This is a genomic window from Acinetobacter sp. 1000160 (genome assembly GCF_000588715.1).
Taxonomy (GTDB): Bacteria; Pseudomonadota; Gammaproteobacteria; order Pseudomonadales; family Moraxellaceae; genus Acinetobacter; species Acinetobacter courvalinii.
Genome location: NZ_JFWP02000002.1, coordinates 330654 through 347738, shown reverse-complemented (window position 1 = coordinate 347738; position 17085 = coordinate 330654). Strand labels below are relative to the sequence as shown.

At 41.3% G+C, this 17085-nt stretch carries 12 protein-coding genes; 3 read left to right on the top strand and 9 right to left on the bottom strand.

Going from position 1 to position 17085, the window contains the following annotated elements; translation table 11 throughout:
• Positions 1-354: 354 nt before the first annotated feature.
• On the top strand, positions 355-1521 hold the full coding sequence (locus J699_RS13320; protein ID WP_032866779.1) for a hypothetical protein: 1167 nt from the start codon (positions 355-357) through the stop codon (positions 1519-1521).
• Between the two features lie 159 nt (positions 1522-1680).
• On the opposite strand, the gene dhbA is transcribed toward J699_RS13320, so the two are convergent.
• From dhbA to basE, 9 genes are all read right to left on the bottom strand, one after another.
• The gene (dhbA, locus tag J699_RS13325) at positions 1681-2433 is read right to left on the bottom strand and encodes a 2,3-dihydro-2,3-dihydroxybenzoate dehydrogenase (protein WP_050441670.1); all 753 of its coding nucleotides are present in this window, start codon (positions 2431-2433) and stop codon (positions 1681-1683) included.
• A 91-nt stretch (positions 2434-2524) separates the two neighbouring features.
• Complete coding sequence (locus J699_RS13330) at positions 2525-3694, bottom strand: isochorismate synthase (protein WP_032866773.1); 1170 nt, start codon at positions 3692-3694, stop codon at positions 2525-2527.
• A gap of 124 nt (positions 3695-3818) precedes the next feature.
• Positions 3819-4574 (bottom strand): 4'-phosphopantetheinyl transferase family protein, encoded by a 756-nt coding sequence (locus tag J699_RS13335; protein WP_032866770.1) that lies wholly within the window; start codon positions 4572-4574, stop codon positions 3819-3821.
• Between the two features lie 9 nt (positions 4575-4583).
• Positions 4584-5318 carry a thioesterase II family protein gene (locus J699_RS13340; protein ID WP_032866768.1) on the bottom strand — a complete coding sequence of 245 codons (735 nt, stop codon included), beginning with the start codon at positions 5316-5318 and terminating at the stop codon, positions 4584-4586.
• Between the two features lie 65 nt (positions 5319-5383).
• Positions 5384-6967 (bottom strand): ABC transporter ATP-binding protein, encoded by a 1584-nt coding sequence (locus J699_RS13345; RefSeq protein ID WP_032866765.1) that lies wholly within the window; start codon positions 6965-6967, stop codon positions 5384-5386.
• Entirely contained in the window at positions 6964-8574 is a 1611-nt protein-coding gene (locus tag J699_RS13350; RefSeq protein ID WP_032866762.1) for an ATP-binding cassette domain-containing protein, read from the bottom strand. Before J699_RS13350 ends, J699_RS13345 begins: the two co-directional genes overlap by 4 nt.
• 243 nt (positions 8575-8817) lie before the next feature.
• Positions 8818-9969, bottom strand: coding sequence for a histidine decarboxylase (locus J699_RS13355; protein WP_032866759.1), 1152 nt, complete (start codon positions 9967-9969; stop codon positions 8818-8820).
• A gap of 115 nt (positions 9970-10084) precedes the next feature.
• A complete protein-coding gene (locus J699_RS13360; RefSeq protein ID WP_032868208.1) occupies positions 10085-10954 on the bottom strand; it encodes an isochorismatase family protein in 870 nt (289 codons plus the stop codon).
• 18 nt (positions 10955-10972) lie between these two features.
• Positions 10973-12601: a (2,3-dihydroxybenzoyl)adenylate synthase BasE gene (gene basE, locus J699_RS13365; RefSeq protein WP_032882757.1), complete on the bottom strand. Its 1629-nt coding sequence runs from the start codon at positions 12599-12601 to the stop codon at positions 10973-10975.
• Positions 12602-12762: 161 nt separating this feature from the next.
• Here basE and J699_RS13370 point away from each other — a divergent pair, with 161 nt between their 5' ends.
• Together J699_RS13370 and basC are read left to right on the top strand one after the other, a co-directional pair.
• Positions 12763-15705, top strand: coding sequence for a condensation domain-containing protein (locus J699_RS13370; RefSeq protein WP_032866754.1), 2943 nt, complete (start codon positions 12763-12765; stop codon positions 15703-15705).
• Between the two features lie 47 nt (positions 15706-15752).
• The gene (basC, locus tag J699_RS13375; protein WP_032866752.1) at positions 15753-17063 is read left to right on the top strand and encodes a putative histamine N-monooxygenase; all 1311 of its coding nucleotides are present in this window, start codon (positions 15753-15755) and stop codon (positions 17061-17063) included.
• The last annotated feature ends 22 nt before the right edge of the window (positions 17064-17085 follow it).

Sequence of the window (17085 nt, the reverse complement as noted above, 5' to 3'; positions counted from 1 at the left end):
CGCTCAAGCTTCATAGAATGGAAAAGCAAAGCGCTCGATCCACTGCCTTCACACATGCCTGTTCAGGCTTATATAGGTCAGTTCTTAATCTATACATTCACAAAGCCACAATCTGTATCCGACCACATAAAATTAAGTTTAAAAGATTAAAATTCCACACTGACCAACTGACCAAATTTTCATCCAACCCTGATGTTTTTTAGGCTTAAAACCGCCTTTCTGCAGTCCCCAATTCCCTACAAAAACTAGACCATTCGGTTATGAACAATTACCATAAAATGCCTTGAGACCTTTCAACATGTATTTTCTTTTATAGAAAATTAATTAACTTATTGAATAAATACGGATAATATTTTGGAAAAAATCTACGCACAATCTGCTTTAAGCTTTTTACTCTTCGCGATTTCTTTACCAGCCACTGCTGGCATCACATTTGGTGATGCGCAAAATCAATTGGGTGCCTTAACCGTTTCAGGAACCTTACGCGCCAACTACCAAGATAAACACTACGGCGAGCCAGCTTCCGATCAAAAGATTAAGTTCGATGCTGCCATTTTACGTTTAGATTATGAGCGCTCGGACTGGTTTGGAAAGCTGGAATATCGTTGTTATCAATATGATCGTTTATGTGACTTTTCAACCTTGGTGTATGGTTATGCGGGCTATCGTTTAAATGCCACGGATAACATTACATTGGGCCTGCAACCAATTCCTTTTGGTCCGGGAAGATTTTGGGATAGTAGTTTTTATGCAGGGCTTAACAATACCATGGGACTGCAGGATGCGACCAACTTAGGGATAAATTATCACACTGAACTGCCTTCCTTAACCAAAATCGATCTGGCTTATTTTGCCAGCGATGGAGGCAACTATCATGGCGCAAGTCAGGATTCAGCCCGTTACACAGCCAATGTAGTTCACTCTTCCGATCCATTAAAAACCAATTTAAACGAAAAAAATATGTGGATGGCGCGAGTGGATCAGACGCTTTTAAGCCGTGATGATCTCAATGTATCGGTAGGTGGAAGTTATTGGTACTCAGACATTGAAAATAACAAGAATGGGGCTGATGGTTCGAGAAATACCTGGGCATTGTTTAATCGCATTCATTATAAAAACCTGAATGTTGTGCTGACGGGCGGCAAACAGTCGATTCGCAATAAGGATGCCTTAAGCCCTGATCAGTCAACTTTTGGCTCATTTGATAGCGAATATGACATTGCCAACAAAGGTTATTTCTATACGCTAGACACCAGCTATGTATTTAAAGACGTGATGGAGTCGCTCAATGTAACTCCTTATCTGGTATTCAGTGGTTTTCATAAACAGGAACACAACTTTAATGACTCTCAAAGAAATATTCTAGGTGTCACTTGGGGATACAAGAATATGTCTTTAAATACAGAATATGTGATGAGTAAAAATGATCCCTTTGTCGGCGGAAACAGCAGTTCACTCGCACAGGGAGATGACGGTAAATGGAATAAACTCGTGAATGTCATGTTCCAGTACCATTTTTAATTTGTCGTAAACAGCATGGAATAAACGCAATCTGGTTTGATTGCGCTTGTTCCCCAAATACAGCGATGTATTTGTAACTAATCTTTACTCATATAAGCTCAACTTTTGAGGGTGTGATATTCATCAATAAGCACTCAGTGGGCTTAACTCGCCAAGTATTCAACTCCCCAAGCTTGCACCACCATCAATCACTAAATCATGCATCGTAATATGGGAAGATTGGTCACTGATGAAAAACATAACCGCATTGGCGATATCGTCTACTTTCGCAATTTTCTTTAGCGGTATTCCTACCTTAAACTGCTCGAGATTCCCTGTAATTGTATTTTGTTCACCATCTGGATTGGTCCATAACTGATATTGCATTGCCGTCGCTGTCGAACCTGGCGAGACAATATTGACGCGTATACCATATTGAGCCAGTTCCAGCGCCACTGTTTTACTAAAATAGGTGAGCGCAGATTTAGAGGCACCATATGCAGACATACCCATGCGGGGTACTTTGGTGGCATTAGAAGAAATCATCACAATATTTCCACTCATTTTCTTTTTAAAATATGGACTTAAAAGCTGAAAAAAATGAAAGGGAGAAAATAGATTGACCTCAAATGTTTCTCTCCATTGAGCAAATGACATTTCATCATGCTGCCCCAAATGTAAGACTCCCGCAACATGGATAAAATAATCAGGAGGACTGTTGATTAACAATCTACGACAGAGATTAGAAATTTGCTGTTCATCGCGTATGTCACAAATCTGGAACATCTCCTTAAACGGCTCAGGAACTTGATCGTTTGCTTTATCTATACCGACCACCTGTATATTTTCAGCACATAGACGCTGCATGACCTCCAGTCCAATCCCCTGGTTGACGCCAACAACCCATGCAATTTTTTTATTAGTCGTATTCACAATTCAATTCTCATTATAAATTCTATATCCAGCTTGGAATGATCAGCCCAGAGATGCACGCTGTCTGGCAAGGCCTGAGCAAAACTCTTCATCAAACAGCGCTGCTTGAATTAAAAATATTCAACATGGTCTGCATTTTGGCTTCCGTTTCCAGCCATTCAGATTCAGCATCTGATCCCGCTACAATGCCCGCACCCGCATACAAGCGCATCTTGTTTTCACTGAGTAAGCCACATCGAATGGTCACTACCCATTCCCCATTGCCTTCCGCATCCATCCAACCGACTAACCCCGTATAATACTGTCGGTCATAACCTTCATGATCTAAAATAAATTGCTTGGCAACATCAGTCGGTGCGCCGCAGACTGCTGGCGTTGGATGTAATTCTAATGCCAGATTCAATGCATCCGGTGCCCGCTGTTTGAGTACGCCCTGAAATTCTGAGGATAAATGCAGCATTGTTGATGTTTCTAAAATATCCGGAAATTCAGAGACTTTAAGCTCGACACAATGTGTGGCCAGATTTTTTATAATATTTTCGACTACAATCCGATGCTCGTTCTGATCTTTTTCCGAGTGATGGAGCTCTTGTTGGCTGACTCGATTTTTTTCAGAAATCCGGGATTTAGGTCGAGAACCTGCCAATGGATTACTCATTACAAGACGCCCCTGTTTTGATAAAAGCAGTTCAGGACTTGCGCCTAGAATATAATTATGATGTTCGACCGGAATCATAAAATTATAGGCATTTGGATTTTGTTTTAATAATGCAGCCAATAGGTTTTGTGGTTGTTGCCGATGATTAAATTCGTATTCAACCGCCTGGGAAAGTACAACTTTTTCTACCTGTTTTTTCTCAAAAGCATCTAGGGCTAACTGTACTGCCCCTTCAAATTTTTGACGTTGAATCAGTAATGATTTATGAATGACTTCAATATTATTCATATTTTTTAATGCATGATTCGTCAAAGATGGCTGCGTTATTTTTTTATAATCAGCATAAAAATTTAAGCTACTTTTCTTTGTAATATCAAAAGGTAGAGCACCAATTAAAACCGGATTTTGATGTCCTTGTGCTTTAATTTCTGCAAAACATTGCGCAATCTCTTCATTAAATAGTGCGGTATCTGCTGCAGGTGTATTGATCGTTTTAACGAATTCATTCACCTCAAGATGATAGTTCTTGGTTGAAAAACATGAAAATTTGTTTTGGCCGTCATGATCTAAATTTTGCGCTTCTGATACTTGAGTCTGCATCATCTGTATATCACCTCTCACATTGATTTTTTTCAAGTAAATGTTGTGGTACTTGTTTTTAAATATAGGCGTATAAAAATACTGATACACACATTAATGCAAATGATTATTATTATCAATAACAAATTTAATTTTCAAGGCTCGAAATTGTAATGATCTCGCCATCGGTATGGAAAAAATGAACCTTAACCTCCAGGTTTCTCTGCTTTAGAGGCTGTTGCATGACATCAAAATAAAGAAAATCACCCGCTAGCGCTTTAAATTTTATACTTTTAAAATCAACAATTTGTTTGTATTTTAGATAGAATGCTTTCAGGATACTTTCTTTCGCAGAGAATATTGTCACATCCAGATATGCCTGACTTTTCCGCAGTCTTTTCATTTCTTGCTGTTCAGTTCCATTTAAAAAAACATCATAAAATTCATCTTTTTGATTAAAAAAAGCATCGTGTTTTTGGGACTCTATATCGATTCCAAATATTTTTTCTTTAAAGGTATGATTTTTAGCATAGGCGATGGCATGACATTTTTTTTCCGATCGCACATGGCTAATCCCTCCAATGACTCCTTTTGGCCAGAGTGGTTCCCCTTGTTGGCCTTGATGGACAATAAAATCCTGTAAGTTGAGGCTTTGTAATGCATATTTGGCAGCTAAACGCCCTGCCAAGAATTCGAATTGACGAATGAAGCGTGAACGTTCAATCTTCGCTGGAAGAAATATATTCAGCTCCCGATATAAATGATCAAGTTTAGCTCTGTCTTTAAGGTGACGAAGCTGAACTTTGTGGATATCGAGCCCGAAAACTATTAACTTTTCATAGTGAATATTTAGGTCATCCAGACAAGCATTGAATGCGCTATTTAACGGATTATCGCTCTTCATCGCCTGTATTTATTCAATATGTATGTGCAATGTTTCAATGATCGTGGTTATTTTTTCAAGCATTTTGACTCGGATCTCGGCATTGAGAAAGTAGAAATGATCCCCTTCAAACTCGATACTACCCAACCAGTTTTCAGTGTGTTGTTGCCATGCATCCATCATTGTCTTGTCAGGGATATCCGGGTCCTGTTTACCATAGAATGCAACAACCGGAACCTCAGTCTTATGAATGCTCTCGCCGAGTAATCGGTCACTCAGATGAAAATCATTACGGATAATGTTGAGAAAAAACTTGAGTGCATCTGGATGATTTAAAATTTCGTCAGGGAAATTATTGTATCGCTTTAATTCATCAATAATTTTTTCATCAGTTAACTCATGTTTGTAGCGCATATGCTGAATATGGTGATGTTCAGGTCGGCTACTTATAACGATTAATTTCAACTGATCAAGCATACCTTTTTCACTCAAATGATTGAGTACCTTCCAAATCAAGCCCCCTCCCACACTATGTCCAAATAAAATAAACGGCGTGTCGGAGTAAGCTTGTATTTCATTGACAATTTGCATCGCCAATAGGTCAGGATCATCAATCAATGGTTCATTTATTTTTATACCATGACCCGAATATTCAATAGGAATAATAGCAATATGGTCAGAAATCTGCTTTTTCCATGGATGATAAATACTCGCGCTACTCCCTGCTGGCGGCAAGCAAAACATATGATATTGATGTTTATTCATTTTTAATGATCCTAGCGCCCCTAAGCATGACAAAATGCTCAGGGGCGCTGCATAAATGAAATAGCTTAGGCTAAAGTTAATATTTGAGTTGGCTGCCAAATGGCTGAATCACGATGGGTCACAAAAATAACCGTAGAAGAAAGAGTACGTATCGCTGTAACGATTTGCTGTTCAGTTCCTTCATCCAAGGCAGAAGTCGCTTCATCAAGTATTAAGATTGGCGCATTTTTGAGTAATGCTCGCGCAATTGCGACTCGCTGTCGTTCGCCTCCCGACAATACGGCGCCTTGCTTCCCCACAGATTGATGAATGCCCTCTGGACTACGGTCAAGAATTGCGCCTAATACCGCAGTCCTTGCAGCCATTTCGACTTCATCATCCGTTGCATCAGGTTTTCCTAAACGGATATTTTCAGCCAGTGTTCCCGTGAACAAAATCGGTTCTTGTGTGACATAAGCGATATTTGCAACCAGATCTTGATATTTCATTTGATCAAGAGCTATACCACCCAAGGTAATTTTTCCTCTTTGAGGATCATCAAAGCGGGTCAGCAATTCAAGTAAAGTACTCTTACCACTACCGCTTGGTCCGGTCACCCATACTCTGCTCCCCAATGCAATATCGAATGATATATTTTCAAGAACGGGTGCATAACTCATGTTTTGTACCGCAATATGATGACCCGTAGGAATTTGAGGATGTAATGGCTCAGGCAACTCCGGTGGATGTGTGATCTGATTAAAGTTTCGTAGTGCAGCAAACAAATCATTGATATTTAACCCTGCGGTAGCAAGTTCAGCTAAGGGCGCTGCTGCACGTCCAATTAAGACGAGTAAGGCCAACACTAAAGCAGCTTGATTGACACCGGTCATCAGTAGATAGGTTGCCATCCCGGCAATCGGTAAAACACTGGCTATGGTTGCCACAAAACTTGCAAATGCAGCAGCACGATTAATACCGATTAAAGTCGTTTCTTGTTCTTGCCAACGATGTTCCAGCCTTTGGACCGCACCTTCAGGACCGGCTGCGCTGCGTAATAGCTCAATATGGTCCACCAGTTCCAGCGTTGCTTGTGCAGCCATTAGATCGGCAGTATGACGCTTTTGATCACTATGCATGAGTGCACGTTGTGCCAGAAATTGAGCACATAAAGAGAATAAAACTAAGCCTAAAGCGACGAATGTTACCCCGACTCCGGCAAGCATGCCCATGCCTATGGTCAGAAACAAAGGCATAAAGGGCGCATGTAAAAAAGTTTGCAATTGATGAGCCGGAATACTCATAAACCCGGGAATTCCCTGTCCGGCAATTGTTTTGATCTGGGCACGCTGTTCATTGCTAAACCAAGACAGCTTGGCACGCGCTAAAGCTTTGCCTAACTCAGCAAATAGATCCCCTGCTAAGCGCACGCCCGTGAGAAAGCCAGCACGAGTGACCACCACTGTCACGAATATTGCGGCAATGGCACTGATCACCACCCAGCTTGGCGACCATTGATTAACAATTGCAAAGGCCAAGACGGTGTATGCGATTGCTTCAATTGCTGCCACAACGATCCATCCCAACCCAACAATCATTAATTTTTGTTTGGCTGTACGAGGAAGCATCGAGAAAATCGGATCTTTATTTAATTCAGCAGCAGTATTCATACAGATTTCCCTGAGTCAGTTGGACCGTTAAGCACTAAGCTGTTGTCGGCATGAGCAGCTAAGGCGAGATCATGAGTGACCATGACGATGGTTTTATGCTGGTTTTTAGCCAAGAGGCTTAATTCCAATATTATTTTTGTTGCATTGGTCTGATCGAGTGCGCTGGTGGGCTCATCTAATAAAACAATAGGCGCTGAGGATAAAAATGCCCGTGCTATTCCTATACGCTGTTTTTCACCACCTGAAAGTAAAGTTGCATCTGCATCTAAATCTACTTTCAGTTGGGCCTTAAGTAACGCCTGTTCAAGTTGCTCATCATCTGCATTCACGGCTGATAAGGACAAGTTTTCTCTTACTGTGGTCGGTAATACATCTCCGCCTTGTGGAATAAATAGCACCTTTTCATGTCTCAGCTTTTCATGTAATTGCAAAATATCTGTTTTTGCTAACTGAACGACACCTTGTTGCAATTCGGCTAATCCAGCAAGTGCGCGCAATAAGGTCGTTTTCCCAACGCCACTCGGTCCTGTAATGGCAGTTATTGAGTTTTTTGGAAATGAATAACTTAAGCGGTCCAATACTTTTTGATTTTCAATTGCAAAGCTTGCATGAATGATTTCGAGTGTTACATCTTGCTCAATCTGTTGTAGATTGCCAGATGAGAGTACTGGTTCTTCTAAGAATGCAGATAAACGCGTCGCTGCAGCTCGCCCAGCCGCCACATAGTCAAGACCATGCCCTAATCGTAATGAAGGTGTTACGATGGCCAGACTAAAGAAAAGGGTTGCAGCCAAGGTCATGCTGTCGTATTGATAGGCAATCAGATAGGCGATGGCAAAGGTTGCAACCGCTTGTAGCAATGCCGTGGCAACAGCAGCTAATGTGGCGACTTTGCTCACCCAGGACACCATATTTTGAGTGAAATTTTGTGCTGCTTGAGTATAGGCCGTTAAGGCACCTGATTGCTGCCCATATATTCGGTTATCACGAATGCCACGCGCATAATCATCAGCTGTACCAATAATATCCATCATGACCTGCATACGGGCAGCGCCATCCCGTTTAGATACATGGGGAACAACAATTAAATAATAGAGTGAAGCAATTGCACCCGGTAATAACACCCACAGCGCCATCGGGCCCACCAAGACCATTAATAACACAATAGAAACTAAAGGGATCACAGCAAAAATCGCAATTTCCGACGGTAAATGCGCCACCATATGATGTAAGGCTGCGATATCATCTGAAACCAGTCGTTTTAGGCTTTGGTCACCCTGCCTTGATAAGGTGGTCGTCGGTAACCGAATCAAATGATGAGCAATTTGACGACGTAATCGTGCCGAAAAACCCGCCTCTGCATCATGCACTAACCATGAAGCCAATGCAGCCAGCACTGCCCCGATCATCCAGAAAACCGTTGAAAAGATCACCCAGTACGCCGACAAATAACCGACCAACTGAATCATCCCCCACAGCGCCGTTAACATGGCTAGACCTGAACATACCGCAGCAAGCGTTCCGGCCAATAATTTGGGAAATGCTGGCTTGAGTGCAGGTGTCAAGGAAGAGTCAATCATGAGCTCAGATAACTTTAAATCAGACATGCTTAACTCTCTTTATATTCATAGAAAAAGCGGTACTTAAGATAAAGTTACGCTGCAATTGACCTGCAACAGGTGCCCTTGCTGGTATTGCAGCAGCATGAACAAGAAAAACTGACAAACAGTATTTTTTTAGAAAATTTAATTGCATCATCAATTCCCAATAATCCGGTTAAAATATTTTTAATTCTTTTTTAGACTGTAAAAATGAATATGGATTTGTCCAAAATATTTTGGTATATAAGACTAAAAACCGACTGTACGTTTAGAGGTACCTTGCAGATCAAAAATAACGTCGTCAATTAAATGATCAATCTGACGTGTATCTCGATGATGTGCCGTGGTAATTAGATGCGCCATATTTCCTGAAGTGGCCAGATAATGCTTTTTCCAGACATGCTCAGAAGGACACGGAAATACCACCGTGATTGAATTCGGATTGCGCCATGCAGGAATTCCCACGGCATGAAAGCGATCAACCGCATACTGGGCCATTTTGAGACAATGTTGGATTCTCTGTCGTCTTTGTAAATTGGTTTGGCTACGAAGAGCCGCCCACATCAACAGAACCGTATGCCCATTGCGAGAACCACTAATGGTTTGATCACGTGTAGAGATATAGTCCACATCTACCGATATACGCTCTACATTTTGACGTTTGGCCACAACAATGCCACACGGAATCGGTGAACCAATCATTTTATGGCCAGACACACAGATCGAGTCGATCCCATCCGCAAAAGAAAATGCCTGAGGTTGATCGACGAAAGGTAAAATCATGCCACTTAAGGCAGCGTCGGCATGAATATAATAATCTCGACGCAATATCCCGATTTGCTCCAGGCGCTGTTGAATCATTGTAATGTCATCAATTGCGCCGGTCATGGTGGTACCAATATTTGCAAAAATAATGGGATGCGTTTCTTTATTGGTTTTTATTTTATCAATTAAATCATCATAGTCGATTTCACCATTCGCCAATGATTCAACCACACAAGATTTCATCTGCAATAATTTGGCAATTTTTCCAACCGAATAATGCGTATCTTTTGAGTAATAAAGTGTCGAGTTCGGGAATAATTCACGTGCCAGATAACAGCCAAACATATTACCTTCTGTACCCCCATTGGTCACGTATCCCCAACTTTCCTCAAAAGCAATTTGAAAAATTTCAGCAAAATAGGCCATCACATCTTTTTCAAAATCAAAAGAATTCAATGCATAATTGCTAACGTCTTTCCAATCACCACAATTATTAATAGAGAATTTGAAAAAACAGAATAAAGCCGAATAATCAAAATCTGCAGATTCAGGATATCCAATATTGAAGTATTGATGTTTTAAGCAGTAATTCCAGAATTTCTCTATTTTCTCATGATCAGCAGGCGATAAATTCATTTCTTGCTCCGTTCATATGACGAACACGTCGTCTAAGGAGTCGCTATCAAAGATATCAATTTTATGTATAAATTTAGCGACCAGGAATTGTCGTATGCCTTATGGTGGCAACCCTTTACCCCGCAATCCTTTGCCGTGCATCAACCAACGACCACCAATTTGATAAAGTCGGTGTGCGTCCTAATTCTTCAAAACTAATATTGATTCCCTGCGCTTTCAGTTCCGAAGAAAACTGCATAATCCGTAAGGAGTCCAATCCATACATAATCAGATTTTCCTCTGGATCTAATTCTTCCTCTTCTATGAGCTGCTGGACTTTTTGCTCTAACCAAGGCCGGGTAATAGCACTTGTCGCTTGCCCCACGACAGATTCAGTGTCCACGACCTGCCCACAGCGTGAAGAGACATATTGCAACGCTAAACGATGTTCTTCTTCAGAAAAATCGGCGACTGCATCCCCAACAAGAAAAGCTTGTATATCATTCATAAAGGCTTCAACTGCCGTCACCATACAACCGATATGGGCATAGACACCGCCAATAATGAGCTGGTCACGATTCCAGTTTTGCATTCTTTCAAGCAAGTCCGAACGTTTAAATGCGCTATAACGCCATTTCGTGAGGACAATGTCATGTTCAGCAGGAGAAAGTTGATCAATAATGCTTTGCTGATCGATGGTTGAAGCGGGTAAACCCGGTCCCCACATCGCATTCAATAATGCACGATCTGATGCGGGCTGTTCATAAGGCTGTGCCGTATAGACCACAGGAACATTATTCTGATGCGCCCAACTTCTGAGTCGAACCAAATGATTAACAACCGTTTTAATTAATTCACTTTCAGCATCGTAAAAATTTAAAAAGTAACGTTGCATATCATGAATTAATAAAACTGCCCGCTTAGGCTCTAACTGCCAGTCTGTTTTGTTAATTGGATAACTTTGTGGTTCGGGCATCAGGTAAGTAGAAATTTTTGCAATAGCCATATTCTGCTCAATATTCATTCAAGATGTTATAGCGGTATTTAGAAGACTGCGAAGCTGTTTTTTATCCACCTTACCGACAGCGGTCAGGGGCAAGCTTGCAATTAATTTGATCTGGTCTGGCAGCTTATATTGTGCAATGCCCAACTCCATGAGATGGCGTCTCAGCGCCACAGCTTTAAGTTCAGGATGACGGGCAACAATAAAGGCACAACTCTTTTCACCGAATTTCTCGTCCATAATTGCAACCAGAGCAACGTGAATAACGTCCGGATGTAAAAGAATAAGTTTTTCTATTTCTTCCGAGGCAATCTTTTCACCACCGCGGTTAATCTGGTCTTTAATTCTGCCGACGACCCGTAAATTGCCATCCGCAGTACGCTGCACCAGATCGCCCGAATAGTAATAGTTGTCCTGATCAAAGACCTGTGAATTATGTTCAGGGCTGCGGTAATAACCACAAAAGGTATAAGGACCGCGAGTCGCAAGCATCCCGATTTCACCTTCCGGAACTTCCCTATACTGCTCATCAACAATTTTGATTTCATCATCCGGACTGATAGGACGCCCTTGTGTGCTAAAGATTTGCTCATCGGCGTCATCGAGTCTGGTGTAATTGACCAAGCCTTCTGCCATTCCAAAGACTTGTTGTAATTTACACTTGAGTACTTCAGGTACTTGACGGGCTAAAGATTCAGGGAAGCTGGCTCCCCCCACCTGAAGCAACCTTAAAGACTGAATTTGATCTTGATAGTGTGCTGCTTTTTCCAGCCACATAATGACGGCACTTGGCACTAAAGCGGCCATATTGACTTGATGTCTCTGAATAAGAGAAAAGCAATTGAGCGGTTCAGGATTGGGGGCCATCACAACACATCCACCAGCATGTAAAACCCCTAATGCACCCGGTGAACTCAACATAAAGTTATGCGGAGCTGGCAGCGCACACAATAAGCGGGTATTCGGGCTTAAACCGCAAATCTCGGCACTGGCCCGCACACTATAGTCATAGTCATTATGGGTGCGTGGAATAAGTTTTGGTGTTCCCGTACTTCCGCCTGACAACTGAAAGAAAGCAACTTCATCGGCAGGGGTAGATGAAAAATCGATACAGGTTTCTGCGGGGGTTTCAATCCAGTCTAATAGTCCGCAATCAGTTACTTGATGATTGAGCATCAAAATAATGTCAGGGCTTAAATTTACTTCATCAAGCGAATCAATGAATTGATTATTGCTAAATACGTCATGCTGACGCGAAGCGATTAAAAGCTTAGGTTGAATCTGTTGAATAAAGGCATTGAGTTCATATTGACGATGGCTATATAGCGCATTGAGCGCAACCACACCCGCCTTAAGCAAGGCAAAAAACACAATATAAAACTCTGCAATATTGGGAAGTTGTACTAAAGCAGTATCCCCCTTGCCCAAGCCTTTTTCAGCGAGTCGGGACGCTAAATTTGTTGATAACCGATCCAGCTCGATATAACTCAACTGTCGCTCACCACAAATAATGGCTGGCGAATGCGGATGCGATTGAACCCCTGCCGTTAAAATACGCGTCAAAGGCTGGTCAATCCAATACCCTTTATTTCGATAATGTTGCGCACGCTCTTTGGGCCAGCGAACAAACTCAATCAACTGATTTTTCATGGCATTCTAAATATTCGATTTAATTTAATGGTTATCAAGCTATTGATTATTCGTAAGTTTTCTTAAATATCGGTATAAATATTTAATTTAAATACCGACCAAAGAAATTTCTTAAGACGGACAAGCTATCTATTCACAGTAAAGTTGAAAATGATTAACAAATGCAACTGGTAATCATTTTCATTTGTTTGTATGATGCTGAAACAAGATTAATTTGTCAACCGAGTTATCGTTCAATGTGTGAATTAACTTCGATGCAGGCGGCTTGCTGGTTTGGTCGCTCTGGCAACGCAACCTTAGATGGGGTCGCTGCTCACCTCTATGCAGAATTTGACGGTCAGTTTATTGATTTACAAAAATTACATTCAGCACTTCAACGACTTTATCGAGCACACTCGATCTTGAGATTAAGTTTGAATGCCGACGGCATCCCGAACATCATGCCTGAGATACCGCAACAGATACTGGAAGTCGATGATTTTTCAAAGCTTAGTGATCATCAAATCGAACACATGCTCGTGCAAAAACGTGAGCAATGGACCCATCAAAAACTTGATTTAAGTCAGGGGCAAACTGCAAGATTTTCTGTCAGTGTTCTTAAACAAAATGCTTTCCGTTTTCATGTCGATACGGACATGATTGCGATTGATCCGTCCAGCTTCCTGAATTTAATGGAAGATCTTTCTTTGTTTTATGAAGACGCGGAAATATCATTTTCCCGTCCGCCTCACTTTTTTGACTGGTATCAAAAAATACGGACTGACCCTGAACTCAAAAAATTAAAGCAACGAGACCGCTTATGGTGGAAACAACGTCTGCCTCATATTCCCCCTGCACCCTCACTCCCTTTCATTGATCAAGAATTTAAAACAGCAAAAAGTGTTCGTTTAAGTACGTGGTTATCGCCGGAAGAACGAAAAGCCTTACAACAACTTGCTAGAGAACAACACATTACTGTGACTAACCTGATATTAGGTTTATTTGCCTATACGCTTGGTCATGCAACCCAAGATCACAGCTTCCGATTAAATATTCCTACTTTTTGGCGTGAGCCGGTTTTAAAAAATGTCGAAGGCACTATTGGTGATTTTGCTAATTTAGTCATCCTTGATGTCGATATGAAAGGGACAACTACCTTAGCCGCATTCTGCAAACAAATAGCAAATCAAATGCTTGAGTTATTAGAGCATTCACATTATCCGGGTGTGAATGTTCTACGTGACCTGTCGCGTTATCATGGTAGTGCACAGATTGCTCCCGTGGTATTTACAGCGGCACTTGATTTAGAAAATGATAATTTACTTTCCGAACGTGTCCGCCATGTTTTTGGCTCAATGAATTGGGTCATTTCACAAGGGCCACAAGTTGCACTTGATGCACAAGTTGCTCATGTAGATGACGGTATTTTAGTTAACTGGGACATCCGTTTAGATGCGCTTCCCAAAGAATGGATCACGAATTTATTTGAATCTTTCATTCATTTACTTAAAAATCTTGCAGCGCACCCTGAACAACTTAATACACAAATTATAAGCCCAGCACAAAATACCTCGTCAGATCGTACGTCCCAAAAACCATTAAATGCATTACAACAAGCCTACCTATTGGGTCGAACTCAAGCCCTTCCTTTAGGTGGTGTTGCCATGCAAGAGTTTAGGCAGTATCACGGCGAAATGGATCTTGTTTTATTAAAACAACGATTGACAGAAATGGTACGGCGGCATGACAGCTTACGAAGCTATATTGATAAAAATAGCTTAATACAATATGTAAGCGATCAAGTAAGTGTCAATTTAAAAGAAATAGACCTAAGCACATGGGAAGCTGAACCTGCTTCTCACCACATCCAGTCCTATAAAAATAGTTATACCCATGAGCTATTTGATTTAAATCAGTCGCCTTGGAATATCACCGTATTTTTATTAAAAAATAATCTATTAACGATTTTTGTGCGCTTTGATGCATTAATTTTAGATGGCCGATCTATCGCTGCACTGATGTTAGAGCTATTTGATGGACAACAACATGATATCCAGACACAAATAGAAGACAATGAAGCTGAAAATAGCTTGTCTGTTCATCAGGCAGATCGGGCTTACTGGGAAAGAAAATTTTCTAGATTATCGGCTATTCCTGCGCTTCCGTGGAAAATGCCTTTACAGCATTTAACGACTTCGCGTTATCAACGTAACACTCTAATTATAGAAAAAGATCAGTTTAAACAGTTGTCTAAAATTGGCGCAAAACATTCACTGTTTAAAAACTCAATCCTCATGGCGATTATTCTGGAGGTGTTGTCTCACTGGAGCACTGAAAAATCTTTGTGTGTGGCCGTTCCTACACTGCCCCTCTATGCCGGACCATTTTCCAATAGCTCTACATTTATTGCGGTTGAGTGGCAAACTGCAGATCAATTTGCTGAACAAGCCAACCGTTTGCAAACAGACGTTTTAGAGGGTTTACAGCATCTTTCATTTTCAGGCGTTGATCTGGCCCGGCTATTATTTGAAAAAGTGGGCGTCGCTCCGGTCTTGCCTATTGTCATTACAAATGGCTTGTCCTGGCCGGTATTACCTGAATCTCATCCTGTTCAGCAACACGATGGACTGACCCAAACCCCTCAAGTTGCCATTGATATTCGCTTTAGCACCAGAAATGATGGCGCTTTGATTTTCGATATTGATTATGCCCAAGAAGCATTTCCACCTCACATGATTGACGATTTCCTGGAGGCGCTGCAATTGGCAATCAAGCAAATTATTGGCTCAGAAATCTTCAGTTTTGATCTCAGCAATTTCTTCAGTGAGCTTCAAAATAACAGGCCCTATTTCAACCATAATGAGTCCGTTGCTACACCTGTACACTCGGAAAATAATGCTAAACCGCATAATCAGCTACTCGATATTTATTTAGACGTGATCGGCCAAGCGCCCAATCAGCACGTGGACAAATCAACGCATTTTACGCATCTCGGGCTACGTCCACACCATTTAAAGGTGGTTTCAAAACGTATTCATGAAACATACGCGATTCAGCTTTCACCTCTTCAACTTATCCAATGTCGCAATATTGCGGATGTAGAGAAACTCCTTACACCCCATTAATTCGTATTTTAAACATTCATCATTTTGGAATCAGATAAAGTATAAACATGAAAAAAATAGATATTACCGGAATTGGTATTGGGCCATTCAACTTAGGTTTAGCTGCGCTTTTGTCTCATCATCCCGAAATCAAAAGCGTATTTTTAGAACGCAAACCAGAATTTCGATGGCATGAGGGACTGTTATTGCAAGGCACGACATTACAAGTCCCTTTCTTTGCCGATTTAGTCACCATGGCCAATCCGTGCCATCCCTTAGGCTATATTAATTATTTACATCAACATGATCGCTTACATCAGTTTTATTATTACGACAGTTTTTTAATCCCACGCCGTGAATATGACCATTATTGCCGTTGGGCTTCAAAACAATTACCAGATTGTCGATTTGGAGAAAACGTCAATCATGTGGAATATGACGCCAAGCTGGATAAATTTATTATAGAAAGTGAATCAGTCTCAGGCGAAAAACAAAAATATATCAGCCAAAATCTGGCGATTGGTATTGGGACTAAACCGCGAATTCCCCAATGGCTGGCAACATGCAAGCACCCTTTGGTCAAGCATTCTGCGGAATTTGCAAAAATCCAGGCACAACTCCAACAATGTAAACAAGTCACAGTGATTGGTTCAGGGCAAAGCGCAGCAGAATGCGTGCTTGCTTTATTTAATTCCCTGACACCAGCACAAGTAAAAGCAGGTGCATCTATTCGCTGGATCACACGTTCAGCCGGCTTTCACCCGATGGAATATTCTAAACTTGGCCAAGAGTGCTTTACGCCGGCTTATATGCAATATTTCCAAAGCCTGCCCAGAGATAAACGTCGCGATATTGCGGCTAGTCAGGGCCTGATCTATAAAGGCATTAGCTTCTCAACCATTGGTGATATCTATGATGTACTTTATGAACGTTCCGTGGGTGGTGAGCCGTGCGGTTTAAGCCTATACACCAGCTGTGAAGTTGAATCGGTTGAACTACTTGCATCGGGCTCCCTGCGTTTGACCTGTTTACATACCCAACTTGATCAACGTTGCGACTTAGAAACCGATGCCCTTGTGGCAGCTACAGGCTATGTACATGATTGGCCAGAATGGTTCCAGAATATGAAAGGTTCGGTTTTAGCAGTTGATGATAAAAATGACTGTATTGTTCAGGAAGACTTTACCGTTTTACGTTGTGATCAGGGACAAGGCCGTATTTTCATTCAAAATGCCGAGATTTTTCAGCAAGGGGTCGGTTCTCCTGACCTGGGAATCGGTGCCACTCGAAACTCGGTGATTATTAATCAATTGCTGGGGCGTGATGCTTATCGAATTCCTAAACAGTCTTCTTTCCAGCACTATGGTTTACCCAAATAAATAACAACGATTCATAAAAAAA